The organism is Micromonospora sp. SL1-18 (assembly GCF_047921505.1).
GTDB lineage: Bacteria > Actinomycetota > Actinomycetes > Mycobacteriales > Micromonosporaceae > Micromonospora.
In genome coordinates this window covers 14,124-40,236 of sequence record NZ_JBLROA010000011.1, presented here as the reverse complement: position 1 = coordinate 40,236, position 26,113 = coordinate 14,124, and the positions used below count along the sequence as shown (strand labels likewise).

Below are 26,113 nucleotides of genomic sequence, written 5' to 3'. Positions count from 1 at the left end.
GGTGCGGGAGGACACCCGTCGCCTGCGGCGGATGATCCGCACCGGCCGGGCCCGCATCCGGTATGCCACCGTCTCGTGCCGGGCAGGCCGATGGACCATCACCGTGACCGTAGAGGCAGCGGACCTGCATCCCGCCCGCCAGCACCCACCCCGCCCCGACACCGACAGCAGCGGTTGGGTGGGCGTCGACCGCGGCCTCACCGCCCTCATCGTCGCCGCGGACACCACCGGCCGGCAGGTGGAGCGTGTCGGTGATGCGCCGCGGCCGTTGCGGACCGCGCTGCCGAGGCTGCGGCGTCTGTCCCGCCACGTCAGCCGTAAACAGCGAGGCTCACGTAATCGGGCTGAGGCTGTCGCCCGGCTGGGCCGGGCCCACCTGCGTGTCGCGAACGTACGTCGACACTTCCTGCACGAGGTCGCCAACCGGCTGGTCAAGACTCACGACCGGCTGGTTCTGGAGGACCTGTACACCGCCGGCATGCTGCGTAACCGGCGTCTGGCCGCCGCCATCTCCGATGCGGGCTGGGCGGATCTGGCTCGCATCATCGGCTACCAGCAACGCTGGCGGGGCGGGCAGGCCATCTCGGCGCCCCGCTGGTACCCGTCCACCAGAATGTGCAGTGCCTGCCGCACCGTCGGCCCGGCCCTACCCCTGTCCGTCCGCATCTTCGCCTGTGACGAGTGCGGGCATACGGCGGACCGGGACGTCAACGCGGCGATCAACCTCGCTGTCTGGGCCGAACACCACCATGCCCAGACCCGGGACCCCGAAGTACGAGGCCCGGTCACCAACGCCTCCCGAGAGGACGGCCCTGGCCAGCGCCCACGCGCCGGTGAAACCAGCCCCGATGACGGAGGAACCCCACCGCCACGAACATCCGTGACGGCAGGGACGCCCGAGAAGGGCGGTGTCTCATGACCCAACAGACTTATGGGACACGCTGTAAAGTGACGATGCACCCACCGCCCCGACTGGCCAGGTCCGAGAGGGAGTTCATGTCGACGAGGCGGTCGCGATGACACCGGCGCGCCGGCTGCGTTGGCACCGGTTGTGGCGCAAACCCGTTCGGGGGACGACCTGATGCGGTGGGTCTCCGGAGTGGCCGGCCTGGCCGTCCTGGTGATCACGGTGGGCAGCGTCCTGCGCAACCTGGTGGTGACGCGCGGGCTGGGCTCGGCGCTGGTCCGGGTGCTCTGGCGGCTGGCCCGATGGTTGCTGCGCCGGCTGTCGGCGCCCCTGCATGGCTACGAGGCACGAGACCGGTTCCTCGCCTGGTTGGCGCCGATCGTGCTGCTCGCGATGCTCTGGTCCTGGCTGGCCGGGCTGCTGGCCGGGTACGGGCTGCTCATGTACGCGTTCTCCGGACTGTCCTGGGCGGATTCCTTCCGCGAGGCCGGTTCCAGCCTGTTCACCCTCGGGTTCGCGTCCAACGTCCGCAGCCGGCTCAACGCGCTGGACTTCCTCGCCGCGGCGAGCGGGCCGTTGGTCATCGCGCTGCAGATCGCGTACCTGCCGACGCTGTACGGCGCCTACAACCGACGGGAACTGGAGGTCACCCTGCTGGAGTCCCGGGTCTCCCCGCCCGCGTGGGGGCCGGAACTACTGGCCCGGCAGGCCCTCGTCGGCACCGTCGACGAGCTGCGGGGGCTGTACGAGGACTGGGAACGGCTGGCCGCGGACGTAGGCGAGACCCACACCAACTATCCGGTGCTGCTCGCGTTCCGCTCACCTCGCCCGTACCGTGGCTGGGTCATCGCCCTGATCGCGGTGATGGACGCCGCCGCGATGCACATCTCCCTGGCCCCGACGGCGGCGACCGTACCGGCCGCACGACTGATGCTTCGCTCAGGCTTCACCGCGCTGCGCGACATCGCCCGCGTCGTCCGCATCCCGTTCGATCCCGATCCCCGCCCGGACGGCCCGCTGCGGCTCACCTTCGAGGAGTACGCCGAGGCGGTGGCGCACGTGCAGCGGGCCGGCTTCCCCCTGGAACGCTCGGCCGCACAGTCGTGGCCGCACTTTCGCGGCTGGCGGGTCAACTACGAGAGCATCGCCTACGCGCTGGCCCACAGCACCGACGCGGTGCCGGCACTGTGGACCGGCAACCGGGAATTCCCCAGCACGCCCGTGCCGCCCCAACGGCCGACGGACCGCCGACCGCAGGAGCCACCCGTGCGGTGACCCGAGCACACTGGCTGTCGACCCCCATGCGGTCGCACCTGGGCAACGCCGACCGGCCGCACTGGTCGCGGGCGTCCGGACAAGGTGGGCGACAATCGACGGCATGCGGTTCGGCATCCTCGGCGCGACGGAGGTGTTCCAGGCCGACGGCCAGCGGATCGCCGTCGGCGGCCCGCGGCTGCGCGCCCTGCTGGTGCTGCTGCTGCTCGACGCGGGGCGGGTGGTGCCGGCCAACCGCCTGATCGACGGCCTGTACGGCGACGACCCGCCCGCGCGGGCGGCGAACGCACTGCAGTCGCAGGTGTCGCGGCTGCGCCAGGCCCTGGCCGGGCCCGCCGGGCGATCCGCCCCGGTCGAGTCCCACCCGGCCGGCTACCGGCTCGCGGTCGACCCGGAAGACGTCGACGTGCACCGCTTCACGAGGCTCGCCGGCGCGGGGCACGCCGCGCTGGCCACCGGTGACCGGCGGCACGCCGTCGAGCTGCTCCGCGAGGCGCTCGGGCTGTGGCGGGGGGAACCGCTGGCGGACGTGATCGAGGCGCCGTTCGCGCCCGCCTGGGCGGCGCGGCTGCGGGACCGCCGGCTGGCGGCGATCGAGGATCGGATCGAGGCGGAGCTCGGGTTGGCCGGGGCGGGGCCCGGGCCGTCCGCCGCCGAGCCGCTGCTCACCGAGCTGCGGGAGCTGGTCGGCGCGTACCCGTTGCGGGAACGGCTGCGCGGCCAGCTGATGCGGGTGCTGCACCTGTGCGGCCGGCGGGCCGAGGCGCTGGTCGCCTTCGCGGAACTGCGCCGCCTCCTGGCCGACGAACTCGGCACCGACCCGTCCGCCGAGCTGGTCGCGCTGCACACGGCGCTGCTGCGGGACGAGGCGCCGCCGGCACCTGCCGGGTCGGGCGGCGACAACCTGCCGAGCCAGCTCACCAGCTTCGTCGGCCGGGAGTCGGAGCTGCGCCGGGTCGACGAACTGCTCGGCGCGGGCCGGCTGGTCACCCTGCACGGCCCCGGCGGCGCCGGCAAGACCCGATTGGCGATCGAGGCCGCGACCCGGCACGGCGGCGAGGTGCGCCTGGTCGAGCTGGCGGCGGTGGCTCCGGGGGCGGACGTGACCGCGGCGGTGCTGGCCGCGCTCGACCTGCGGGACACCGCGCTGGGCGGGCGGGGTGGCTCGGGGGAGGCCGTCGGTCGCCTCGTCGCGGCGCTCGCCGGCCGGCGGCTGCTGCTCGTGCTCGACAACTGCGAGCACGTGGTGGCCGACGCGGCCCGGCTCGCCGCCCGGCTGCTCGGCGCCGCTCCGCTGCTGCGCGTCATGGCCACCAGCCGGGAACCGCTCGGTGTGCCCGGCGAGGCGCTGTGCCCGGTGATCGGCCTGCCGGTGCCGTCCCCCGTCGCCACGCCCGACCTCGCCCGGGAGTGTCCGGCGGTGCGGCTCTTCGCCGACCGCGCCGCCGACGTGGCACCGGGCTTCACCGTCGACGCCGACACCGTCGGGCCGGTCCTGCGGATCTGCCGTACGCTCGACGGCCTGCCGCTGGGCATCGAACTGGCCGCGGCGCGGCTGCGGGCGCTGCCGGTCGCGGAGGTCGCCGCCCGTCTCGACGACCGGTTCCGGCTGCTCAACCGGGGCAGCCGGGTCGCGGAGCCGCGGCACCAGACGCTGCGGGCGGTGGTGCGGTGGAGCTGGGACCTGCTGGACGAGACCGAGCGCCGGTTGGCGCGTCGGCTCAGTGTGTTCGCCGGCAGCGCCGACCTGGCCGCCGTCGAGCGGGTCTGCGCGCCGCTCGACGCCGACGTTGTCGACGTGTTGTCCGGTCTCGTGGACAAGTCCCTGGTGGAGGCCGCCGGCGGGCGGTTCCGGATGCTGGAGACGGTACGCGCGTTCGCCGCCGAACAGCTCGCCGAGGCGGGGGAGGCCGAGCGGCTTCGCCGCGCGCACGCGGCGTACTTCCTCGACCTGGCCCGCACCGGCGACACGCGGCTGCGCGGCCCGGGGCAACTGGAGTGGCTGCGGCGGCTGGACGCCGACCGCGACGACCTGCACGCGGCGCTGCGCCAGTCGGTGGCCGTCGGTGACACGTGCGACGCGCTGCGGCTGGTCGCCGCCCTGTCGTTCTACTGGTGGCTGCGGGGTCTGCGGGGCGACGCCGCAGCGGTCGCCGGCCAGCTCGTCGAACGGCTCGACGGACCGCCGCCCGGGCTGGCCGAGGAGTACGCGCTCTGCCTGCTGGTCGCCTTCCTGGGCGGCGCCACTCGGCGCGACGTCGAACCGGCCGTGGCGATCCTGTGGCAGCTGGGCCGGCCGCCCGGGTTCCCGTTCGCGCTCTACCTGTCCGGGATGGCCGCCGGGCCGCCGTCTCCCGAGCGGCAGGCGCTGCTGCGCGCCCGCGACGGCTGGGGCGGGCTGCTCGGTGCCGACCCGTGGACCCGTGCGTTGGGCTCCCTCGGACTCGGGATGATGTGGCTGCTCGACGGCCGGTTCGACCGGTCCCGGGCGGCACTCACGGTCGCCCTCGACGGCTTCCGCGCCCTCGGCGAGCGGTGGGGGACCATCCTCACGCTCACCTCACTGGCCGAGGTGGCCTACCGCGCCGGTGAGCCCACGGCGGCCACCGGACCGCTGGACGAGGCACTGCGATTGGCCGACGAACTCGGCTCCACGCTCGACATGGCCGAGCTGCTGCGTACCCGGGCCGACGGCCGGCTCGGGGCCCACGACCTGGCCGGAGCGGAGGACGACTACCGGCGGGTCGTGACGCTTGCCCAACCGGCCGGAGCGCCGGAACTGCTCGCCGCGGCCCACCTCGGGTTCGGCGAGATCGCCCGGCGGCGCGGCGACCTGACCGAGGCCCGACAACTCGGCGAGCAGGCCCTGGCCGAGTGCCCCGCCGGCTGGTTCGGCGCCGAGGTGGTCCGGCTGGCGGCGCTGGTCGCCCTCGGGCAAACGGCCGAGGCGGCGGGTGACCCGACGACCGCCCGCCTCCGCTACCGGCAGGTGCTCGGCGCGACCGTCGGGGCCTGGGACCCGCCGCTGCTCACCGCCGCCCTGGAGGGCCTCGCCGGGCCGGTGCTGCGGCGCGGCGCCGACGAGCGGGCGGTGGTGCTGCTCGGTGCCCTGACGGCGCTGCTGCCTGGTGCCGTGGCCGCCGCGCACGCGACGCCGATGGCGGCTGTGGCCCGGGACCGCCTCGGCGACACCGCCTACGAGCGGGCCTTCGCCCGGGGCGCCGCCATGGGCCGGCCCGAGGCGACGGCGTTGCTGGACGCCGGCTGACGGCGTCGCGGCCGCGCCGTCAGCGCCCGGTGCGTGATCGGTCAGCGCCCGCGGTGAGGCTGCCGACATGACCAACGAGACACCAGCCATCATGGCCGAGGGACTGCGCAAGCGGTACGGCCGCAACTTCGCCCTCGACGGGTTCGACCTGGCCGTGCCCGCCGGCACGATCTGCGGGCTGTTGGGACCGAACGGCGCCGGGAAGACCACCGCCGTGCGGATCCTGGCCACCCTGTTGCGGTTCGACGCCGGCCGGGCCCGGGTCGCCGGGTACGACGTGGCGGGGCAGCCCGAACGGGTCCGCCACGCGATCGGCCTGACCGGGCAGGACGCCGCCGTCGACGAACGCCTCAGCGGACGGCAGAACCTGGTCCTGTTCGGTCGGCTCCGCCACCTGCCGGCACGGGTGGCCCGGCAGCGGGCGGACGAGCTGCTCGAGCAGTTCGGGCTGGCCGACGCGGCGGACCGGTCCGCCGGGGCGTACTCCGGCGGGATGCGGCGCCGGCTCGATCTGGCCGCCAGCCTGATGACAACGCCGCAGGTGCTGTTCCTCGACGAGCCGACCACCGGGCTGGACCCCCGTAGCCGCAACGGCCTCTGGGCTGCCGTCCGGTCCCTCGTCGCCGACGGCACCACCGTGCTGCTCACCACGCAGTACCTGGAGGAGGCGGACCAGCTCGCCGACCGGATCTCGGTGGTGGACACCGGCCGGGTGATCGCCGATGGCACCCCGGCCGAGCTGAAGGCCAGGATCGGTGCGGACCGGATCGAACTGGTGCTCCGGCACGCCGCGCAGTTGCCCGCCGCCGCCGGCATCGTCGAGCGGACCGCCGGCGGGCCGGTGACGGTCGACCCGGAGATCCGACAGCTCAGCGCCCCCGTCGTGGACCGGGTCGCCGCTCTCGCCGACGTCATGCGGGCGCTGCAGGACGCCGCGGTGGCGGTCGAGGACATCGCCCTGCGTCGACCCACCCTCGACGAGGCGTTCCTGTGGCTCACCCAGCGCGAGCCCGCCGGCTCCGCCCGGCAGGCGGAGGTGGTCGCATGACCACCGAGGTGAGGCGACCGTCCGTCGACGTCGCGGCATCGCCGGAGTCCGCCGGTACGCCGGCCCGGCTGAGCTGGGCGGTGCACGACGGCTGGGTAATGACCGGCCGCAACATGTGGCACGTGGCCAAGTCGCCCGAGGAGATCATCCTCTACTTCAGCCTGCCGATCATGTTCGTGCTCGTCTTCGGCTACGTGTTCGGCAGCGGGATGGCGGTGCCCGGCGACGGCAACTACCGGGAGTTCCTGCTGCCCGGGGTCTTCGTGATGACGATGCTCTACGGCCTCGGCGCCACCGCGTCGGGCGTCGCCGCCGACGCCAGCCGTGGTGTGGTCGACCGGTTCCGGTCGATGCCGATGGCCCGGTCCGCCCTGCTGACCGGGCGGGCCGGTGCCGACGTCATCCGTGCGCTGCTGGAGATGGCCACCCTGGTCGTCTGCGGCCTGCTCGTCGGCTGGCGATGGCGCCACGGCGTGGGCGACGCGCTGGTGGCGGTGGGTCTGATCCTCCTGCTGCGGCTGGCGCTGACCTGGGTGGGCATCCTCCTGGGGCTCGCCGTCCCGAACCCGGACACGGTCAGCGTGATCGTGTTCCCGCTGGCCTTCCCACTCACCGCGCTGTCCAACGTCTTCGTCGCGCCGGACCTGATGCCGGCCTGGCTCGGCGCGATCTCCGCGTGGAATCCGCTCTCCGCCACCGTGGCGGCGGCGCGGGAACTGTTCGGCAACCCGGGCATCGGCGGCGAGTCGTGGGCGGCGCAGCACGCGTTGCTGTTGGCCGTCGGGTGGCCGGTGCTGCTCATCGCGCTCGTCGCGCCCCTGGCCGTACGCCGCTACCAGCGGCTGAGCCGTTGAGGTTAGGTCGGCCGTGCGCGGGGAACCCGCGCCCCACGCGCCCGCGTGGCACCTCCGCATCACTCGGCACCTCTGGCCGGGAGCACCGGCGACGCCGTAGCGGACTGCCTCTGTCGAGGTGAACCGACGGACGAATGGTTGCTGATGGTTCTGCGTGATGCTCCCGCACCGGCTCGCCCGGCGTCACCCACGCGTTCGCGGGCACCCCGTCACCGGCTGCTCGGCATGCTCGGTTCGACCGTGATCGCGGTGGGCGGGCTGCTGGCCGGCGTGCTGCCGCTCGGCGAACTCGCGATCGACCTGCCCCTCCTCCACGACCTGCGGACGTTGACGACGCTGTCGGTGTCCGTGGTCTACGTCGGCCTCGCGATGCTCCTGCTGGCCTGGTGGCGCGTCGGCAGGTCGGTGCGCGCCGGTGACGGCCCGTCCGGCCGGGAACTGGTCACGACGGCGGCGTGGTGGGCGGCGCCGTTCGCTCTCATCACCCCGATCTTCAGCGGTGACGTGCACAGCTACCTCGCGCAGGGCGCGATGACGGTGGCCGGCCTGGACGCCTACCGGGTGGGGCCGTCCGCCCTGGGCGGCCCCCTCACCGTCAACGTGCCCGACATCTGGCAGCACACGCCGGCGCCGTACGGTCCGATCTTCCTCCAGCTCGCCGCGGCAGTGACCGCGTTGACCGGCGGCGGCGTCTGGGCCGGCATCGTCGGGATGCGGGTGCTGGCACTGCTGGGCGTGGGCCTGCTGGCCTGGTCGGTGCCCCGGCTGGCCGCCCTGTGCGGGGTGCGGCCGGACGCGGCCCTGTGGCTGGGCGTGCTCAACCCCCTCGTGCTGCTGCACCTGATCGGCGACGCCCACAACGAGGCGGTGATGCTGGGCCTGATGTGCGTCGGGCTGCTTCTGGCGCTCCGGCGACGGCCGGCGTCCGGCATCTTGGTGATCATGCTCGCCGCCCTCGTCAAGGCACCGGCGGTGGTGGCGATCGCCTTCGTCATCCCGATCTGGGCGCGGTACCTCGCCGGCCGACGCAGACGACTGCGCGCGGCCCAGCGGACCATCATCGTCGTCGCCGTCACCAGCCTGGCCGTCGCCGCCGCGACGAAGAGCGGCTTCGGCTGGGTACGCGCCCTGGGCGCGCCCACCCACGCCCACACCTGGATGTCGATCACCACGGACCTCGGTTGGGCGGCCGGGACGTTGCTGCACCACCTGAACGGCCTTGCGGTCGAGCCCACCGTCCGGGTCTTCTGGCTGGTCGGGCTGGTCCTCGCCGCGGGGGTCAGCCTGGCCCTGTGGCGGCGCGCCGCCGGGATCGGACCGGTGGCCGCGCTGGGCCTGTGCCTGGCTGTGCTGGTCCTCGCCGGCCCGGTGGTGCACCCGTGGTATCTGCTGTGGGCGGTCGTACCCCTCGCGGCGGCCGCCCGGGGCGTCCTGATGCGCCGGGGGGTGACCGTCGGCTCGGTCGTCCTCGTTCTGGTGGTTCTGCCCGGCGGCGTCCAGCCCGGCCTGCCCGCGTTCCTCGGCGCGGTGCTGGGCTCGTCGGCGGTGCTGGTCGTCGCGGCGGCGGCCAGGTTCCGCTCCCGTCAGCGGCTGTGGACCCGGCTGGCGGACGCGCCGCTATAGGGCTTTGCCGCCCGGCGCGACGGCCCACCCGGCGCGGCCAGGGGGAGCGCGGGCGGCCCGGCGCCGGCCACGACGCATGCCGCGGCCGTTCCGGGGTAGCAACGCGAGGAGGGGTACGAGGAGGGGAAGCCCTGATGGGTGATGTTGCCGCGAATCCGCCCGAAGGGGGCGGGCGCCCGGTCAGCCCGGCCGATCGTCTGGCCGAGGACGTGGCCGAGGTGGTCCGGGCGGAGGTCCGTTCGGTGCGTGGCCAGCTGGCGGACGCCGCCCGGCCGGCCGGGCTCGGCGTCGCCCTGCTCGCCGCCGCCGGCGGCTGCCTGGTGCTGGGCGCGGGAGCGGCTTCGACGACCGTGCTGCGCATGTTGGAGGCGTTCCTGCCGCGCCGGTTGGCCGCGGCCGGACTCACCGCCGGCTACCTGGCGACAGCGGCGCTGTTGGCCCGGCTGGGGCTGAACCAGCTGCGGGCGGCGGGGGGAAGTTCCGCCCGGCTCGCCGACGAGGTCCGCGACGCCGTCTCCGCCACCGCCGGGCGGGTCGTGCCGGCCGGGTCCACCGCCGCCCGGGACGCGCTCAAACGCTGAGCCGCCGCCCACGATGACCACCGTTGCCGGCCTTGAGGAGGACCTCGCGTCATGACGGACAAGCACCGGCAGGCCGAGGAGATGCGGAACGAGGTGCCGTCGACCGTCGCCCGGTCGGACGACAAGGCGGTCCGCACCTACAAGAAGACCCTCGAAGCGGCGGAGGAGACGTACGGCGAGGGCGAGCGGGCGCACCGCACCGCGTACGCGTCGCTCAAACACACCCACGAGAAGGTCGGCGACCACTGGGAACCCAAGGAGCACCGGGGGCCGTCCGATCCGCAGGCGGCCCAGGGTGCGCCGGCGTCCCAGCGGCGACCGCGCCCCACCGCACAGGGTGTGGACGCCAACGCCAGCAAGGGGCACCTCGACCAGGTGGCCCGCCGGGTCGGTATCGACAACCCGCAGGACCTGGGCCGGGACGAACTGGTCCGGGCGATCGAGAAGGCCAACGCCCGGGCCACCGCGCGGGCCCGGAAGCGGTGACGGCAATCCGAACCCCGGTGCCGGGCACGAGTGGACGAGGAAGGCGGCGGGTGATGAACACGGATCGGATCAGTGACCTGGTGGTGGGCACGGCCGGCGACATCGCCGGGGCGTTCGTCGACCCCCGGCAGGGGCTCGGCAAGCTCCGGTCGGTCGTCACCGTCAGGGCCGTCGTCGCCATCGCGGCGGGGCTGGCCGTCGGTTTCCTGTTGGCCCGTTCCGGCCGGCGCGGCTGACGCCTGTCGGGGTCGCTCTCCCACGCCGCGCCCCCGGACCGTCGGTGCGGCCGCACCGCCGTGGCGCTGTGCCTCCCTGCCGCCGCGCCGCCGTGCTGCCGCGCCGCCGCGCCGCCGTGCTGCCGCGCCGCCGCGCCGCCGCGCCGCCGCGCCGCCGCGCCGCCGTGCTGCCGCGCCGCCGTGCTGCCGCGCCGCCGTGCTGCCGTGCTGCCGTGCTGCCGGGCCGAGGACGGGGACCGGCGACCGGCCGGACTCAGGGTCCGGCCGACAAGAGTCGGCTGATCTCCGGGGCGGCCGGGTGCTCCGGGGCGACGGCGAGGAACCGACGCAGGGTGCGCGCCGCCTCCGCCGCGTGCTCGCCGCGCTGCGCCAGCCCCAGCACGAGCAGGCCGTCCGGCGAGTCCGGCGTCTGGGCGAGGACCTCCCGCGCCGCCTGCTCGGCCGCGGCGGCGTCGCCGGCCCGGAGCAGGGCGAACGCGAGCCGCAGGCGGATCGCGACGTCCGGTCGGTCCCGCAGGGCCTCGCGATAGAGCTGGGCCGCGGCCGCGTACCGGTCCTGGCTCTCCAGGTCACGGGCCAGTTGCACGGTGACCGCGACCGGGTCGGCCGGGGGCTGTTCCGGCGGCCGGTCCAGGCGCTCGGCGGCGATCGCGACCGTGGCCACGAGGGAGACCAGCCCGGCCGTGCCCGCCCACCACGCCCGGCGGGCGGCCCGGCCGGCCGGCGTCGGCCGTGCCGCGACGCCCCGGGCCGGGGCCCGGCGGGGGCGCAGCGTACGCAGGGCGGCGTAGCCGGCGCCCAGGAGGGCCAGCGCGGGCACGGCCCACAGCAGCACCGTGGCCCCGCGGGCGGGTGGCTCGGCCAGCACCTCCGGCCCGTACCGCTGGACGAACCACCGGCGGATCTCGGCCCGGTCCCGACCCTGGGCGAGCTGGTCGGCCACCACCTGCCGCATCGCGGCCGCGATCGGCGACCGGGAGTCGGCGACCGACTCGCCCTGGCAGGCCGGGCAACGCAGTCCGGCGGCCACCTCGTGGACCCGGTCCTCTCCGCCGGTGCCGCCGGCCGAGCGCAGCAGCCCCACCGCGGCGCCGACGACCAGTGCGGTGAGTACGAGCGCGGCCAGGGCCGCCCGCCACCTCAACCGGACAGCAGCGGCGCCACCCGCTGCTCCAGCCAGGCCTGCGTCACCACGCCCCGCTGCCGCTCCACGATCCGGCCGTCGCGGTCCACCACGAAGGTCTCCGGCACCCCGCGTACGCCCCAGTCGACCGACCGGGTGCCGTCCGGGTCGGGCAGCACGGTCAGCCCGGTCGCGTGGGTCTCGTCGAGCAGGGCCCGGACCGCCTCGGCACCGTCCCGGACGTTCAGCCCGACCAGTCGCAGGCCGTGCGGCGACCACCGGCGCTCGGCGTCGACCAGCAGCGGCAGCTCGTCGCGGCAGGGGCCGCACCAGGAGGCGAAGACGTTGACCAGCACCACGTGCCCCCGGGCCGTGGCCAGGTCGAACCGCCCACCGTCCAATGTGGTGCCGGACAGGGCGGGGGCGGGCGCCGGTGCCGACGTGTCGGAGTCCGTGCTCGCCGGCGTGTCCGGTGCGCGCAGGCCGAGGGCGACCAGCGTGCCGACGGCGACGGTGACGGCGAGCACCACCGCCGGTCCGGGGCGCAGCCCGGCCGGTAGGCGCAGCGTCCGGCGGCTCATCCGGCGGCTTCCGGTCCGCCGGCTCCTGGGTCGGCGGCTTCCGCGGCGGTGGCTTGCGGGCCGGCGGCGACTGGCGACGGAGGTCGACCGACGGTTTGCCCGGTCGGTCGCCGCCGGGCGCGGGCGGCGCCGGCCGCCGCGACGAGCCCACCGGCGGCGGTGAGCGCCCCGCCGGCCCAGAGCAGCCCGACGAGCGGGTTCACCGCGAGCCGTACGGTCGCGCTGCCGCTGTCGGCGGCGACCGCGATCAGGGTGACGTACGTGTCCCGCAGCGGCCCGGTGTCGATCGCCGGCACGGTCACCGTGGCGTCCCGCGCCGGGTGGTAGCGCAGCGCCGGGGTGACCGTCCGTTCCGTGCCGTCCGCCCCGGTGAGCCGGAGCCGGGCGCCGACCGCCATGCCACCGTCGCCGGCGGACCGGTCCACGCCGTCCAGCCGTACGCTCACCCCGGCCACCCGCAGGGTCTCCCCGGTGTGGATCGTCCCCTCGGTGTCCCGGCCGTACGCCGAGGATCCGGCGACGCCCACCGCGACCAGGGCGATCCCCGCGTGCGCGACGAGCCCGGCGAGGCCGACCACGCGGTTGCGGGCCCGCAGCCGGTCGACCAGCTGCCCGGCCAGACCGGCGAGCATGAACGCCGCGGCGCCGAACGCGGTGAGCGCGGGCAGCCCGGGCCGGCTGAGCAGGCCCACCACCGCCACCGTGGCCAGGGCGGCACCGCCGGGCACGGCGAGCCGGCGCAGTCCCCGCGCCCGGTCGCGCAGCGCCGGTGCCACCCCGGCGAGCAGCAGCACCACGATCGCCAGCGGCACCGCGGTGCGCTGGTAGTAGGCGGGTCCGACGGCGGCGCGTACCCCGCCGAGCGGCGCGGAGAGCAGCGGGAAGACCGTGCCGACCAGCACCACCGCCGCGATGGTCACCAACAGCACGCCGTTGACCAGTACGGCCGTCGGCCGGGACAGCACCGGGGCGCCCCGGCGGGCCGGTCGGGCGGTACGCCGTCCGGTCGCCACGGTCGACACCACGACGGCCAGCAGGACGAAGCCGAGCAGCATCGGCCCGAGCGGCGAGTCGGTGAAGGCGTGCACGCTGGCCACCGCGCCGGAGCGGGTGAGGAAGGTGCCGAGCAGCACCAGGATGAAGCTCGCGGTGGCCAGCGTGGTGTTCCAGGCGGCCCGGCCGGCGGCCCGTCCGAGGGCGGTGTGCAGGAACGCGGTGGCGGTCAGCCATGGCAGCAGGGAGGCGTTCTCCACCGGGTCCCACGCCCAGTAGCCGCCCCAACCCAGCACCGCGTACGACCACCAGGCGCCCAGCCCGATGCCGGCGGTCAGCGCCGCCCAGGCCGCCAGCGCCCACGGGCGCGCCAGCCGGAGCCAGCCGCGGCCCGCCGGCCCGGCCAGCGGGGCGGCGAGCGCGAGGGCGAACGGCACGACCAGGCCGAGGTAGCCGGCGTAGAGCAGGGGCGGGTGCACCCCCATCGCGGGATGCTGCTGCAGCAGCGGGTTCGGTCCGGGACCGTCGGCGGGCACCGGGTCGACCGGCCGGAACGGGTTCGCGGCGAACCGGGACAGCGCGAAGAAGAACATGGTGACCGTGCTGACCACCACCATCGCGTACGCGTGCAGCCGGGTCGGGTAGCGCTGCCGGGCCAGCAGCGCCGCGTAGCCACCGAGGACCAGCAACCAGAGCAGCAGCGAGCCGTCCAGCGCGGACCAGAGACTGGTCACCGCGTAGTACAGCGGCACCTGGCGTCCGCCGTTCTCGGCCACGAACCGGACGCTGAAGTCGTGCCGGAGCAGGGCCGTCTCCAGCAGGGCGCAGGCGGCGACGGCCGCCACCAGGGTCGCTGCGGCGCCGAGGCGGGCCGGCCGGGCGGGCGCACCGAACAGCGCCACCCGCAGCCAGAGCAGGGCGGTCAGGGTGGCGCAGGCCAGGCCGGCCGCGAGGCTGGCGGTGCCGAGCTCACCGAGCATCGACCGGTCCCGCCGGGTCGGTGGACGGGCGGTACTCGTTGCCGTGCCGGACCACCACGTGGTCGGAGTGGAACACGCCGTCCGAGGCGAGGGTGCCCTCGACGACCGCACCCTCGCCCTCGCGGAACGTCTCCGGCGGCACGCCGCGCTGCTGCACGGTGATCTCGTGGCCGGCTTCGGCGAGGCGGAACACCACCAGGTCGCCGTCGTGGCGTAGCGACCCGGGCACCACGTCACCGCCGAGGCGGATCCGCTCCCCGTCGGCGGCCGGGTGGTCGAGCACCTCGGCGGGGGTGCGGTAGTAGGTCAGGGTGTCCCGCAGCGCGCCGGCGACCAGCAGCCCACCGGCGGCGAGCAGCACGGCGACGAGGGCGGCTCGGCCCACCCGGCGCCGGATCATCCGACCCGGGCCGGTGCACGCTCGGCAGCGGGGGAGGCGTCGGCGGTCAGCCGCCGCTCCAGCCGGACCACCCGGTGCAGCACGACGCAGAACGCGACGAGCGTGGCGGCGGCGACGGCGAGCAGCAGCGCGACCCCCATCCGCGCGTCGATCGGCGGGCGCTGCGGGGCGAGCACGGTCGCCTGCTGGTGCAGCGAGCGCCACCAGACCACCGAGAAGTGCACCACCGGGACGAGCAGGAACCCGGCGACGCCCACCATCGCCGCCGGCCGCGCCACTCGATGGTCACCGCCGTCACGCGCCCCGGTCCGCTCGCTCACCGTCCGGCGTAGGGCCAGATAACCGGTGTACGCGAACAGCAGCAGGGCCGTGCTGACCAGCCGGGGGTCCCACGCCCACCAGGTGCCCCAGACCAGGTGTCCCCAGAGCGACCCGGTGCCGATGGCGACGGCGGTGAGCACCACGCCGACCTCCGCGCCGGCCCGGGCGAACCGGTCCCAGCGCAGGTCGCCCCCGACCAGGTACGCGCCGCCGGCGGCCAGCACGACGGCGAACGCGACGTACGCCACCCAGGCGGCGGGGACGTGCAGGTACATGAGCCGTTGCGCCTGGCCCTGCACCGCGTCCGGGGGCGCCAGCCAGCCACCAGCCACCGCCGCGGCGGCGCTCAGCCCGCCGGCCAGCCAGGCGGCCGTGCGGCGTGCGGCGGCCGCTCGGGCGGTGTCCGCGATCAGGTCCACCGTGGAGGATCGCATGATCTCCCTGTCCGCGCCCGTGGGCACTTGCCGGAGGAGCAGAACTGCGGGCTCCACCATAAGGTGCGAAGGGGTCCTTAGCCGCAAATCGTCGTAAAAGGCGCGCAAGCGAACAAGCCGGTCTACTGTCCGTTCCGATGGAGACGACACCGCAGACGAGCCTGGGTTCGCCCCGCCGGCGCCCGCGACCACGTCCGGTCGTCGCCACGCTGTTCGGCCTGTGCCTGCTCACCGGCTGCGCCGGCGACTCGCCGTCCGCGCTCAACCCGGGCGGCACCGGGGCGATCCGTGTCGCGGGCCTGTGGTGGCTGCTGTTCTGGATCTCCGTGGCCGTGTTCGTCGAGGTCATGGCGCTGCTGGCCTGGGCCCTGGTGTTCCGGCGGGGCAACGTGCGGGTACGCCACGGGCAACCGCTGCGCTTCGTCGCGATCGCCGGGGCCGCGATCCCGGTCGTCATCCTCGTGACCGTCTACGGCATCGGCCTGCGCGACCTCGCCGCGCTCGGCGCGGCACCCGACGCGGACGCGCCCACCGTCGAGGTCATCGGCCACACCTGGTGGTGGGAGGTGCGCTACGCGGGCACGTCCGGCGCCACCGCCAACGAGATCCGCATCCCAGTGGGGGAGCGGGTGCGGGTACGGCTGCGCACCGACGACGTGCTGCACAGCTTCTGGGTGCCGCAGCTGATGCCGAAGATGGACCTGATCGCCGGCGAGACCCGGGAGACCTGGCTGCAAGCGCAGCGGGCCGGCAGCTACCGCGGCCAGTGCGCCGAGTACTGCGGCACCCAGCACGCCCACATGGCGTTCCTCGTCGTCGCGCAGCCCCGCGCCGAGTTCGACGCCTGGCTGGCCCGCCTGAACGCCGGGGCCCGGCAGCCGCAGACCGACGCCGAGCGCCGCGGCCAGCAGACGTTCGTCCAGGGCACCTGCGCCGGCTGCCACAGCATCCGCGGCACCGGCGCGCAGGGGAAGGTCGGGCCGGACCTGTCGAACATCGGCTCCCGGTGGAGCATCGGGGCCGGGGCGGTGCCCAACGACGCCGGCCACCTGGGCGGCTGGATCGCCGACTCGCAGACGGTCAAGCCGGGCAACGCCATGCCCCCGCAGCCGGTCGACGCGGCCCGGCTGCCCGACCTCATCGCGTACCTGCGGTCGCTGGAGTAGGTGGGGACATGTCGACGACCACGAGCCCACCCGCCGGCCTCACCGGCGACGACCTGGCCCGGCTGGCCGAGCACTGGGGCGAGCGTCCCTCGCTGAAGACATGGTTCAGCACCACCGACCACAAGCGGATCGGCCGCCGCTACCTGATCACGGCCGGGTTCTTCTTCGTGCTCGCCGGGGTCAGCGCCCTGGTGATGCGGACCCAGCTCGCCCAGCCCGAGTCCGGTGTGCTCTCCCCGCAGGAGTACAACCAGCTGTTCACCATGCACGGCACGGCGATGATCTTCCTGTTCGCCACCCCGATGCTCTTCGGATTCGGCAACTATCTCGTCCCGCTGATGATCGGCGCCCGCGACATGGCGTTCCCCCGGCTGAACGCCTTCGGCTACTGGGTGTTCCTGTTCGCCGGTCTGTTCATGTGGGCCAGCGTGCCCTTCGGGGCCGCGCCGAACAACGGCTGGTTCGCCTACGCGCCGCTCAACCAACTGCAGCACAACCCGGGGCTGCACATGGACATCTACTCGCTCGGCCTGCTCTTCCTCGGCATCTCCACCGCCTCAGCGTCGATCAACTTCATCGTCACCTCGATCAAACTGCGCGCGCCGGGCATGTCGCTCAACCGGGTGCCGCTGTTCGTCTGGGCGATCGTGGCCACCTCCTTCATGGTGATCTTCGCGTTGCCGGCATTGAACGCGGACAACGCCCTGCTCTTCCTCGACCGTCGTTTCGACACCCACTTCTTCGGCCCGAGCGGCGGCGGCAACGTGCTGCTCTGGCAGCACCTGTTCTGGATCTTCGGGCACCCCGACGTGTACATCATCGTGATGCCGGGGCTGGGGATCGTCTCCGCCGTGCTGCCCGTGTTCAGCCGCCGGGGCATCGTGGGTTACCCGTTGATCGTGCTGGCGATCGTCGCGATCTCGATCCTCTCGTTCGGCGTGTGGGTGCACCACATGTTCGCCACCGGGCTGCCGCAACTGTCCTACAGCTTCTTCAGCGCGGCCAGCACGATCATCACCATCCCCTCGGGAATCCAGTTCTTCGCCTGGCTGGCCACCATGCTGCTCGGCCGGGTGGTGCTGCGGGTGCCGATGCTGTTCGTCATCGGGTTCCTCGTGACCTTCCTGCTCGGCGGGTTCACCGGCGCGATGGTCGCGGTGACCGCGTTCGACCAGCAGGTCACCGACTCGTACTTCGTGGTGGCGCACTTCCACTACGTGCTGATCGGCGGGTCGGTCTTCCCGATGCTCGCCGGGGTCTACTTCTGGCTTCCCAAGATCACCGGCCGGATGTACCACGAAGGGCTGGGGAAGTGGGCGTTCTGGCTGGTCTTCACCGGCATGCACGTCACGTTCTTCCCGATGCACCTCACCGGCCTGTTCGGCATGCCCCGCCGGATCTACACCTACACCAGCGAGCCGGGCTGGGACGGCTGGAACCTGGTCAGCACGGTTGGGTCCTACGTGCTGGCGCTCGGGCTGCTGCTGGTGCTCGCCGGCATCGTGCACGCCGTGCTGCGGGGGCGGCCGGCCCCGCCGGACCCGTGGGAGGGCGACACCCTGGAGTGGACGGCGGCCTCGCCGCCGGAGCCGTACAACTTTGCGGTCATCCCGATGGTGCACAGCCTGCACCCCGCCTGGGACGAACGGACCGCCGAATCCACCGGCGCGGGGGCGACCGAGGACCGCATCCTCAGCGACGGCAAACGCACGGTGTTCACCAGCGAACTGGACGCCCGCTACGAACGGGCGGTCGAGATGCCGGAGTCCAGCTTGAAACCGCTGTTGCTCGCCGGGGCGCTGCTGGTCTTCTTCGTCATGATGCTGTTCGCCTTCTATCCGGTGGCGGTGATCTCGGTGCTGGTGGTGGCGGCGACGATCGCGGCCTGGCTCTGGCCGCCCCGTCGCCCGGAGGAGGAACTGGGGGTGGCGGCATGACCGACCGCGGCGGGGTGGTGGCCGCGGCCACCAACGCGGAGGCGCTGAGCACGGAGTTGCCGGTCGGCCGGCCGACCGGCTGGTGGGGCATGGTGATGTTCGTGGCCACCGAGGCCACCCTCTTCGCCTGCCTGCTCGGCAGCTACTTCTACCTCCGCTTCCAGTTCGGCTCCCAGTGGCCGCCGGGCGGCCTCGAGAAGCCGAAGCTGCTCATCCCGCTGTTGATGACCCTGGTGCTGGTGCCCAGCAGCATTCCGGTGGTCTGGGCCGAACACGGCATCCGGCGGGGCCAGCGCTGGCGCCTGCAGGCCGGCCTCACCGCGACCCTGGTGATGGGGCTGTCCTTCATGGGCCTGCTCGTGAAGGAGTACTCCGACGACCTCAAGCTGCACACCCTGACCACCAACGTCTACGGCTCGCTGTTCTATGTGATCACCGGCTTCCACGGGCTGCACGTCTCGGTCGGGTTGATGATGATCGGGTGGCTGCTCGCCGCCTCGCTGCGCGGCGGCAGCTTCGGGTCCCACCGCCACGAACGGGTCCGCAACGCCGCCATCTACTGGCACTTCGTCGACACGGTGTGGGTCGGCATCCTGTTCACCATCTACCTCTCCCCGCGGCTGTGATGACCACCCGGCCCGACTCCCGAGTCCGCCTGGCCGGCGGGCTGCTGCTCTGGTACGGCGTGCTCGGCGGAGCCGTCGCCTGGGCGGTTCACCTGCTCGCCGCCTGGTCGCTGGACGAGTTGGCCTGCGCCGCCGGCTCGGAGTCGATCTTGGCCCTGCCGCTTTGGCAGGTCGTCGGGCTGGCCGTGGTGATCCCCGGCCTGGTCGCCGTGGGATCCCTACTGGTGGCCGTGCTGGCCTGGCGGCGCACCGCGGCGGCTCAGGCGGCCGGGGCGGCGGGCCGCGCCTACGCCCGGTCCCGGATGCTCGCCGGGTTGGGCGTCTGGGCCAACCTGCTGTTCGTCACCATCATCGTGCTCGGCGGGATCGCCGTGCTGGTGTTCCCGCCATGTCAGCGGTGAACGTCTACCGGGCACACGGCCCGGACGCCCCGACCGAGAGCCTGCTGACCATGCTGGCGGTCGTCGCGACCTGCGTGCTCGCCGCCGGCTACGGCCGAGGCGTCCACGAGTTGTGGCACCGACGGGGTGCCGGAGCGGTCCTGCCGGCCTGGCGGGTGGGCGCGTTCGGCGCCGGCGTGCTGGTGGTGCTCGCCGCGGACCAAGGCCCGGTGCACGCGCTGGCCGAGTCCTCGTTCGCCGGCCACATGACCCAGCACATGCTGCTCCTGCTGGTGGCGGGGCCGCTGCTCGCGGCCGGCGCCGCGGGGCTACCGCTGAGCCTGGCCGCGCCACCGCCGCTGCGCCGGCTGTTCGCCCGCTGCCGGGTGGCATCACCGGTACGTCGGCTGCGCCGGCCCACCGCGTACGCCCTGCTGGCCGGGGCGGCGCAGATGGTCGCGCTCTGGTTCTGGCACCTGCCGGGGCCCTACGTCGCCGCGGTCGACCGGCCCGCCGTGCACTACGTCGAGCACCTCTGCCTGCTGGGCACGGCCTGGCTGTTCTGGGCGCCGGTGCTCGGCGCCGCCCGGCACCGTCCGCCCGCCCCGGTGACCGTGCTGCTGCTGGTGGGCACCATGCTGCCCGCCTCCGCCCTCGGCGCCGTGCTCACCTTCGCCCCGGAACCGATCTACCCGGTGCGCGTGCTCGGCCCCGACCCGCTGACCGACCAGCAGCTCGCCGGGCTGCTGATGTGGGCGCCGATGGACGTGGCCGTACTGGTCGCGGCGCTCAGCGTGTTCCTGCGCTGGCTGCTACAGATGGCCGGGGACCTCGATGGGCCGCCGCCGGCACCGCCGGCACCGCCGGGCCGGCCGGTCGAGGCCAGATCGGAAGGGACGGCCCGATGACGCTGACCCGTACCCTCCGGGCGCTCGGCGCGGCCCTCGTCGGCCTGCCGATCGTCGCCGTCCCCGGCTGCGCCTCGACGGCCCCGCCACCGCCGCCCCCGCAGTCGCACGCCGGGTGGCCCGACCGGGGCGCGCAGCTGATCGCCCAGTACGGCTGCGGATCCTGCCACACCATCCCGGGCATCAACCGGGCCAACGGGCTGGTGGGCCCGCCGCTGACCCAGTTCGGCGCCCGCTCCTACATCGCCGGTGAGCTGCCGAACAACGCCGACAACCTGCGCCGCTGGATCACCGATCCGCAGGCCGTGGAGCCCGGCACCGCCATGCCGAACCTGGGCGTCAGCGCGATCGACGCGCAGGACATCGTCGCCTACCTCTACACCGCGGGCTGACCGATGCGGCGTATCCGACCAGCGACCCGGCTGCCCAGCGCGCACCCGCACCGGATGCTCGCGGCGGGGGCGGTGCTGCTGCTCGCCGCCGGTCCGGCGGCGCTCGCCCCCGCGCCGACCCCCACCGCGACCGCCGGGCCGACCCCCACCGCGACCGCACCCGCCGGGCCGGGCGGCCGGGGCAGCCAGCTCTACCTGCAGAGCTGCGCGAGCTGCCACGGCCCGCAGGGGCAGGGCACGCAGCTGGGACCGTCCCTGATCGACGTCGGCGCGGCCTCGGTGGACTTTCAGGTCTCCACCGGGCGGATGCCGCTGACGCACGAGGTGCAGGAGGCCTGGCGTGGGCAACCGGCCTTCTCGGCCGACGACATCGCTGCCCTGGTCGGCCACGTGTCGAGCTTCGGCGGCGGGCCGCAGATCCCGCGGGTCGCGCCGGGGAACCTCGGCTCGGGCCGGGAGTTGTTCGCGGCGAACTGCGCGCCGTGCCACGGGGCGACCGGTGCCGGCGCGGTGCTGACCAACGGGTGGATCGCCCCGCCGCTGGACCGGGCCACCCCCGTCCAGGTTGCCGAGGCGATCCGGGTCGGCCCCGGGCTGATGCCGGTCTTCCCGAGCCAGGTGCTCACCGACGCGCAGGTGAACGACGTAACCACCTACGTGGGGCGGCTGCGCGGCGAGCGGCTGGACCGGGGCGGCACCCCGCTCGGGCGGCTGGGTCCGTCGGCCGAGGGACTGGTGGCCTGGCTGGTGGCGCTGGTGGTGCTGGTCGGCGCCATCCGGTGGATAGGCCGGAGGGCGGGGCAGTGAGCGCCTCACGTCCCCCGGCGACCGAACGCGCGGCCAGCCGACGCATCGCCACCGCCTTCCTGGCGAGCGCCGCCGGGGCGGTCGGCTTCGCGGTGGTGTACGCCCTCAACGCCGGCCCGCAGTGGGAGGGGATCTGCCTGGCGGTGGCCTTCGCCGGCCTGGCCGTCGGGCTCGCGCAGTGGGGGCGGCACCTCGTCCCGGTCGGCGGGTACGTCGAGGAGCACGAGGGCTTCACCCCGCCACTGGACGAGCAGGCGATGACGGCCGCGGTGCTCACCGCGCCGGACAGCCCGATCCGACGGCGCGGCCTGCTGGCGGCCCTCGGGCTGGCGGTGACCGCGCTCGGCGTCGCCGCGCTGTTCCCGCTGCGCTCGCTGCTGCCCTGGAACCGCCTGCGCCCGGCCCAGGCGCTCTCGAGCACCCCGTGGCGCCCCGGCGTCCGGCTGGTCGACGAGCAGGGCCGGCCGCTGCGGCCCGAGGACGTGCCGGCCAACACCATGATCGGGGTGTTCCCGGAGGGCTCCGTCGACTCCGGGGACGCCCCCGCCTTCGCGGTCCGGCTGGAACCGGAACGCTTCACCCGGCCGCCCTCCGGCGGCCACCTCAACGGCCTGGTGGTCTGGTCGCTGCTCTGCACCCATGCCAGCTGCCCGGTCCGGCTCTATCTCAAGGGCACCGGACGGGTGCTCTGCCCCTGCCACCAGTCCTCGTTCGACCTGCTGGCCGACGCGCGCCCGGTGGCCGGGCCGGCCGCGCGACCGCTGCCCGGCCTGCCGTTCGAGGTCGGACCGGACGGGTTCCTGCGTGCCACCGGGGGCTTCACCGGCCCGCCCGGCGCCGGCTTCTGGAGGCGGCAGTGATCACAGACCGGCTGGCCCAGGCGCTGGACGACCGGCTGCGGCTCTCCCCGATCACCCGGCGTGCGCTGGCGAAGGTCTTCCCCGACCACTGGGCGTTCATGCTGGGCGAGATCGCGCTCTATTCGTTCGTCGCGCTGATCCTGACCGGCGTATACCTGACCTTCTTCTTCGACGCCAGCTCCGCCGACCGGGTCTACCACGGTGACTACGCACCGCTGGACGGCGCCACCACCTCCGCCGCGTACGCCTCGACCGTACGGCTGAGCTGGGACATCCGGGCCGGGCTGCTGATCCGGCAGACCCACCACTGGGCGGCGCTGCTGTTCATCGCGGCGATCGTGCTGCACCTGACCCGGATCTTCTTCACCGGGGCGTTCCGGAAACCGCGCGAACTGAACTGGCTGATCGGCGTCACCATGCTCGCCCTCGCCCTGGCCAACGGCTTCACCGGCTACTCCATGCCGGACGACCTGCTCTCCGGCCTGGGCCTGCGGATCCTCGTCTCGGTCGTGGAGTCGATCCCCCTGGTCGGGACGTGGCTGCTTGCGCTGGGCCTCGGCGGCGAGTTCCCCTCCGACTACCTGATCCCACGGTTGTTCATCACCCACGTGCTGCTGGTGCCCGCCATCCTGGTCGCCCTCGTCGCGCTGCACCTGGGCATCCTCGTCCGGCAGAAGCACAGCCAGTTCCCGGGCCCCGGGCGGACCGAGCACAACGTGGTCGGGTCCCGGTTGTGGCCGAGCTACACGCTGCGCACGCTCGCCCTGTTCGCCTGGGTGCTGGCGGTGCTGTTCGCCCTCGGCGGGCTCGTGCAGATCAACCCGGTCTGGCTCTACGGCCCGTTCGAGCCGGCTCAGTCCAGCTCGCCGGCCCAGCCGGACTGGTACATCGCCTGGGGGGAGGGCGCGCTGCGCCTCTTCCCACCGTGGGAGTTCCGGATAGCCGGGTACCTCGTGCCGGCGCCGTTCTGGCCGGGGGTGGTGCTCGGCGGGTTCAGCTTCCTCGCCCTCTACGCCTGGCCGTTCGTCGAACGCTGGCGCACCCGGGACCGCCGGCCGCACCAACTGCTTGACCGGCCTCGCGACCACCCGGTCCGGCTGGGCGTGGGCGTCGGCGCACTGACGTTCTACGTGGTGCTCGTGGTCGCCGGCGGGGACGACATCCTCGCCCGGCTCATGCGGGTATCTCTCTACGACCTGCTCTGGTTCTTCCGGGTGCTGGCGCTCGTGCTGCCCATCCTGACCGGACTGGCCGCCTACCTGATCGCGCGGGCGCTGCGCCGCGGCGACGCCGCCAGTCTCGGCGAGCTGACCCGGGCGGACCTGCGGCGGGCCGCCGGCCCCGCCCCGGCACCGCGTGAGGGTGAGGGCGAGGGCGGACTCGAGACACCCGCCCGGCACCGGCCGGGGGAGCGGATCGAGCTGTGGCCGGAGGGCGAGCTCTGGCGGTGGCGCTACCGCGACGAGGCCGGACAGGTCGTCCTCAGCGGCAACCGCGCCCTGCGTTCTGAGGAGGAGGCGGTCGAGGCGTCCCGGCTCGCGTACCCCGGGGTCGGCCGGGTGGTGGTGCCCGGCCCGCCGCCGCCCCCGCCGCCCAGTCGCGTGCGCACCGCTCTGCGGCGTTGGGTCCACGCCGCTGCCGCCGGATCGCTGCTGGCCGGCCTCCTTGTCGACCGCCGCCGACGTCGGCGGCACGGTGGCGACGGCGGACCGCGGCCGCCGGATCCGGCGGAACCCGGAGCGCCGGGGGACGGGCGCGCCGGGCCGGGCGAGCGGCCGTGAAGGTGCCTGGCGCTCGCCGTGCTGACGAGTCCGTGCGGACGACTGCTCCACGAAAGACCCGTCCCCGGTCTCTTGGTTTCGGAGCCGCTTCGAGGGGTATTGGGCACCCTTTGACAGGAGGCGTGTGTCGAGGGTGGTGGCATGGACAACCGGTTTGAGGTAGCCGTCGATGGCATCGACGTGCATGCCTTCACGGTGCCCACCGACGGCCCGGACGGCGTCGAGCAGGACGGCACGGCGACCTGGACTTCAACGACCATGATCCTGGTTCGGGCACACGGCGGCGGCGTGACCGGATTGGGTTACACCTATGGCGACGTCTCGGTCGCGCGGTTCGTGGAGTCGAAGCTGGCACCCGTGGCCACCGGCGCGGACGCGTTCACCCCGGCCATGACGTGGCAGACGATGTCCGCCGAGATCCGTAACGCGGGCCGGCCGGGTGCCGGCGCGATGGCCCTGTCCTGCGTCGACATCGCGTTGTGGGATCTGCGCGCCCGGCTGATCGGGCAACCGCTGTTCCGTACGCTGCCGGCCTGCCACGATCACCTGCCGGTCTACGGCAGCGGCGGCTTCACCAACTACCCCCTCGACCGGCTGGTCGAGCAGTTGAGCGCATGGGTCGACCAGGGCATCGACCGGGTGAAGATGAAGACGTCACGCGATCCCGACCAGGACCCGCGCCGGCTGACGGCCGTGCGCAAGGCCATCGGCGACAAGCCGCGCCTGTTCACCGACGCCAACGGCGCGCTGACCGGCAAGCAGGCGTTGGCGTGGGCGTACCGGTTTCACGACGAGTGGGGTGTGTCGTGGCTGGAGGAGCCGGTCAGCTCGGCCGACTTCGACGGGTTGCGACTGGTCCGCGAGTGCGGGCCGCCCGGTGTGGATGTGGCCGCCGGCGAGTACGGCTATGTGCTGCGCGATTTCACCAACCTGATCGAGCAACGGGCGGTGGACTGCCTGCAGGCCGACGTGACCCGTTGCGGCGGGATCAGCGCGCTGCTCCAGGTTGCCGGTCTCGCGGCGGGCCATTTCATGGACCTGTCCGCGCATACCGCGCCCGCGGTGTCCGCGCACGCGTTCTGCGCCGTTCCGAAGTGTCGTCACCTGGAATACTTCCATGATCACGTTCGGATTGAGCGGATGGTCTTCGACGGTGTCCTGTCGCCCGTCGGCGGTGCCCTGCGGCCGGATCCATCGCGACCCGGGCTGGGACTCGAGGTGCGGTGGGCGGACGCTGAGCCCTACCGCGTTCATGGGCGCTCGCTCGATTAGCCGCGGCTCCGCCTACCTCAGCTGGTACTGGCTGCTGAGGGGCCGCCAGGGCACTCGTAGGAGCAGCCGCACGATCAGCAGGCCGAGCAGATATCCGGCGATGCTGTCGGTGAGCCAGTGATAGCTGAGATAGGTGGTGCCGACGAACACCAGGACACCGGGCAGCCACTGCACCAGGCGGCGGGCCGCCACGGGCAGGTACGGGGCCAGCAGCATCGCCAGGACCCCGAAGTAGACGATCCCGTTGCTGACGTGCCCGGAGGGGTACTCCACCTCCGTGCCGCCACTGAACAGGCGGACCGAGCCGAGGTGCGGAGCCCCGCGTGCGGTCCACCGCTTCAGGCTGACGATCAGGATGGTGCTCACGATCGGCGCCAACCCGGCGGGAATGATCGGCCGGACCGTGCGGTGCCGCCAGGCCAGCCAGAGCGACACCAGCACGGTCAGCGTCGTCCACGGTCCGCCCTGGCCGAAGAAGTCGAAGGCCTGCATCACCAGCCAGACCGCCTCGGGCCGATGCTGGTCGCACCAGTCGCGTACGAGGATGTCGAGCCGCAGCAGCGGTGACCACCAGACCAGCGCGGCGGTGAACGCCACCAGCGCGGCGGCCAACAGCCCGTCGAACCACCAACCAGGGGGCGTGGGAACCAGCACCGGTACGCCGAGTGGTCGCACCGGGCGACGGCGCGCCCGGGCCGGCGACGGCGCCACTGGCATGCCCCTTCCTGCCACTGTCTGTCATCAGACGACCCGAAGGGCGCCCGAAAGGCAGGATACCGGCAAAAAATGCGCAATCTGCTCTCGGCCGTAGGTGCAAGCCGCTCGGCCTGATCCAGGCTCGTCCGGCTCATCCCAATCGGTCGACTGGAGCCGA

General features: G+C 74.0%; 25 protein-coding genes. 19 read left to right on the top strand and 6 right to left on the bottom strand.

Annotation, left to right across the window (positions count from 1 at the left end):
- Position 1: 1 nt before the first annotated feature.
- The 9 genes from ACNAW0_RS07275 to ACNAW0_RS07235 all read left to right on the top strand — a co-directional run bounded on the left by ACNAW0_RS07275 (position 2) and on the right by ACNAW0_RS07235 (position 10,278).
- The gene (locus ACNAW0_RS07275; RefSeq protein WP_416286956.1) at positions 2–919 is read left to right on the top strand and encodes an RNA-guided endonuclease InsQ/TnpB family protein; all 918 of its coding nucleotides are present in this window, start codon (positions 2–4) and stop codon (positions 917–919) included.
- Positions 920–1,081: 162 nt separating this feature from the next.
- Complete coding sequence (locus tag ACNAW0_RS07270; RefSeq protein ID WP_416286955.1) at positions 1,082–2,182, top strand: hypothetical protein; 1,101 nt, start codon at positions 1,082–1,084, stop codon at positions 2,180–2,182.
- Between the two features lie 103 nt (positions 2,183–2,285).
- Entirely contained in the window at positions 2,286–5,450 is a 3,165-nt protein-coding gene (locus ACNAW0_RS07265; RefSeq protein ID WP_416286954.1) for a BTAD domain-containing putative transcriptional regulator, read from the top strand.
- A 67-nt stretch (positions 5,451–5,517) separates the two neighbouring features.
- Positions 5,518–6,498, top strand: coding sequence for an ATP-binding cassette domain-containing protein (locus ACNAW0_RS07260; protein WP_416286953.1), 981 nt, complete (start codon positions 5,518–5,520; stop codon positions 6,496–6,498).
- 98 nt (positions 6,499–6,596) lie between these two features.
- Entirely contained in the window at positions 6,597–7,352 is a 756-nt protein-coding gene (locus tag ACNAW0_RS07255) for an ABC transporter permease (RefSeq protein WP_416287052.1), read from the top strand.
- Positions 7,353–7,496: 144 nt separating this feature from the next.
- Positions 7,497–8,975 (top strand): polyprenol phosphomannose-dependent alpha 1,6 mannosyltransferase MptB, encoded by a 1,479-nt coding sequence (mptB, locus tag ACNAW0_RS07250; RefSeq protein WP_416286952.1) that lies wholly within the window; start codon positions 7,497–7,499, stop codon positions 8,973–8,975.
- Positions 8,976–9,109: 134 nt separating this feature from the next.
- Entirely contained in the window at positions 9,110–9,556 is a 447-nt protein-coding gene (locus ACNAW0_RS07245; protein ID WP_416286951.1) for a phage holin family protein, read from the top strand.
- 51 nt (positions 9,557–9,607) lie between these two features.
- A complete protein-coding gene (locus ACNAW0_RS07240) occupies positions 9,608–10,042 on the top strand; it encodes a ChaB family protein (RefSeq protein WP_416286950.1) in 435 nt (144 codons plus the stop codon).
- Between the two features lie 53 nt (positions 10,043–10,095).
- Positions 10,096–10,278: a hypothetical protein gene (locus ACNAW0_RS07235; protein ID WP_416286949.1), complete on the top strand. Its 183-nt coding sequence runs from the start codon at positions 10,096–10,098 to the stop codon at positions 10,276–10,278.
- A gap of 253 nt (positions 10,279–10,531) precedes the next feature.
- Here ACNAW0_RS07235 and ACNAW0_RS07230 read toward each other — a convergent pair whose 3' ends face one another.
- The 5 genes from ACNAW0_RS07230 to ccsA are packed head-to-tail and all read right to left on the bottom strand — an operon-like array spanning position 10,532 to position 15,110.
- On the bottom strand, positions 10,532–11,422 hold the full coding sequence (locus ACNAW0_RS07230) for a cytochrome c-type biogenesis protein CcmH (protein WP_416286948.1): 891 nt from the start codon (positions 11,420–11,422) through the stop codon (positions 10,532–10,534).
- Positions 11,419–11,982 (bottom strand): TlpA family protein disulfide reductase, encoded by a 564-nt coding sequence (locus ACNAW0_RS07225; RefSeq protein ID WP_416286947.1) that lies wholly within the window; start codon positions 11,980–11,982, stop codon positions 11,419–11,421. The genes ACNAW0_RS07230 and ACNAW0_RS07225 overlap by 4 nt, the downstream gene beginning before the upstream one ends.
- Complete coding sequence (locus ACNAW0_RS07220) at positions 11,979–13,955, bottom strand: heme lyase CcmF/NrfE family subunit (RefSeq protein WP_416286946.1); 1,977 nt, start codon at positions 13,953–13,955, stop codon at positions 11,979–11,981. The genes ACNAW0_RS07225 and ACNAW0_RS07220 overlap by 4 nt, the downstream gene beginning before the upstream one ends.
- Complete coding sequence (locus tag ACNAW0_RS07215; protein ID WP_416286945.1) at positions 13,945–14,340, bottom strand: cytochrome c maturation protein CcmE; 396 nt, start codon at positions 14,338–14,340, stop codon at positions 13,945–13,947. The genes ACNAW0_RS07220 and ACNAW0_RS07215 overlap by 11 nt, the downstream gene beginning before the upstream one ends.
- A gap of 11 nt (positions 14,341–14,351) precedes the next feature.
- On the bottom strand, positions 14,352–15,110 hold the full coding sequence (ccsA, locus tag ACNAW0_RS07210; RefSeq protein WP_416286944.1) for a cytochrome c biogenesis protein CcsA: 759 nt from the start codon (positions 15,108–15,110) through the stop codon (positions 14,352–14,354).
- Between the two features lie 137 nt (positions 15,111–15,247).
- Here ccsA and coxB point away from each other — a divergent pair, with 137 nt between their 5' ends.
- The 10 genes from coxB (at position 15,248) to ACNAW0_RS07160 (ending at position 25,239) form a co-directional block, all read left to right on the top strand.
- Positions 15,248–16,276 carry a cytochrome c oxidase subunit II gene (coxB, locus tag ACNAW0_RS07205; RefSeq protein ID WP_416286943.1) on the top strand — a complete coding sequence of 343 codons (1,029 nt, stop codon included), beginning with the start codon at positions 15,248–15,250 and terminating at the stop codon, positions 16,274–16,276.
- 8 nt (positions 16,277–16,284) lie between these two features.
- The gene (gene ctaD / locus ACNAW0_RS07200) at positions 16,285–18,213 is read left to right on the top strand and encodes a cytochrome c oxidase subunit I (protein WP_416286942.1); all 1,929 of its coding nucleotides are present in this window, start codon (positions 16,285–16,287) and stop codon (positions 18,211–18,213) included.
- A complete protein-coding gene (locus ACNAW0_RS07195) occupies positions 18,210–18,839 on the top strand; it encodes a cytochrome c oxidase subunit 3 (RefSeq protein WP_416286941.1) in 630 nt (209 codons plus the stop codon). The genes ctaD and ACNAW0_RS07195 overlap by 4 nt, the downstream gene beginning before the upstream one ends.
- Positions 18,839–19,240 carry a hypothetical protein gene (locus tag ACNAW0_RS07190; protein WP_416286940.1) on the top strand — a complete coding sequence of 134 codons (402 nt, stop codon included), beginning with the start codon at positions 18,839–18,841 and terminating at the stop codon, positions 19,238–19,240. The genes ACNAW0_RS07195 and ACNAW0_RS07190 overlap by 1 nt, the downstream gene beginning before the upstream one ends.
- Positions 19,228–20,127 (top strand): cytochrome c oxidase assembly protein, encoded by a 900-nt coding sequence (locus ACNAW0_RS07185; RefSeq protein ID WP_416286939.1) that lies wholly within the window; start codon positions 19,228–19,230, stop codon positions 20,125–20,127. The genes ACNAW0_RS07190 and ACNAW0_RS07185 overlap by 13 nt, the downstream gene beginning before the upstream one ends.
- Positions 20,124–20,519: a c-type cytochrome gene (locus tag ACNAW0_RS07180; RefSeq protein ID WP_416286938.1), complete on the top strand. Its 396-nt coding sequence runs from the start codon at positions 20,124–20,126 to the stop codon at positions 20,517–20,519. The genes ACNAW0_RS07185 and ACNAW0_RS07180 overlap by 4 nt, the downstream gene beginning before the upstream one ends.
- A 3-nt stretch (positions 20,520–20,522) precedes the next feature.
- Positions 20,523–21,326 (top strand): c-type cytochrome, encoded by an 804-nt coding sequence (locus ACNAW0_RS07175; RefSeq protein ID WP_416286937.1) that lies wholly within the window; start codon positions 20,523–20,525, stop codon positions 21,324–21,326.
- On the top strand, positions 21,323–22,186 hold the full coding sequence (locus ACNAW0_RS07170) for a Rieske 2Fe-2S domain-containing protein (RefSeq protein ID WP_416286936.1): 864 nt from the start codon (positions 21,323–21,325) through the stop codon (positions 22,184–22,186). The genes ACNAW0_RS07175 and ACNAW0_RS07170 overlap by 4 nt, the downstream gene beginning before the upstream one ends.
- The gene (locus ACNAW0_RS07165) at positions 22,183–23,967 is read left to right on the top strand and encodes a cytochrome b (protein WP_416286935.1); all 1,785 of its coding nucleotides are present in this window, start codon (positions 22,183–22,185) and stop codon (positions 23,965–23,967) included. Before ACNAW0_RS07170 ends, ACNAW0_RS07165 begins: the two co-directional genes overlap by 4 nt.
- 141 nt (positions 23,968–24,108) lie before the next feature.
- On the top strand, positions 24,109–25,239 hold the full coding sequence (locus ACNAW0_RS07160) for an enolase C-terminal domain-like protein (protein WP_416286934.1): 1,131 nt from the start codon (positions 24,109–24,111) through the stop codon (positions 25,237–25,239).
- A gap of 12 nt (positions 25,240–25,251) precedes the next feature.
- Here the strand turns inward: ACNAW0_RS07160 and ACNAW0_RS07155 are convergent, their stop codons facing one another.
- Positions 25,252–25,956: a phosphatase PAP2 family protein gene (locus ACNAW0_RS07155; protein WP_416286933.1), complete on the bottom strand. Its 705-nt coding sequence runs from the start codon at positions 25,954–25,956 to the stop codon at positions 25,252–25,254.
- Between the last annotated feature and the right edge of the window lie 157 nt (positions 25,957–26,113).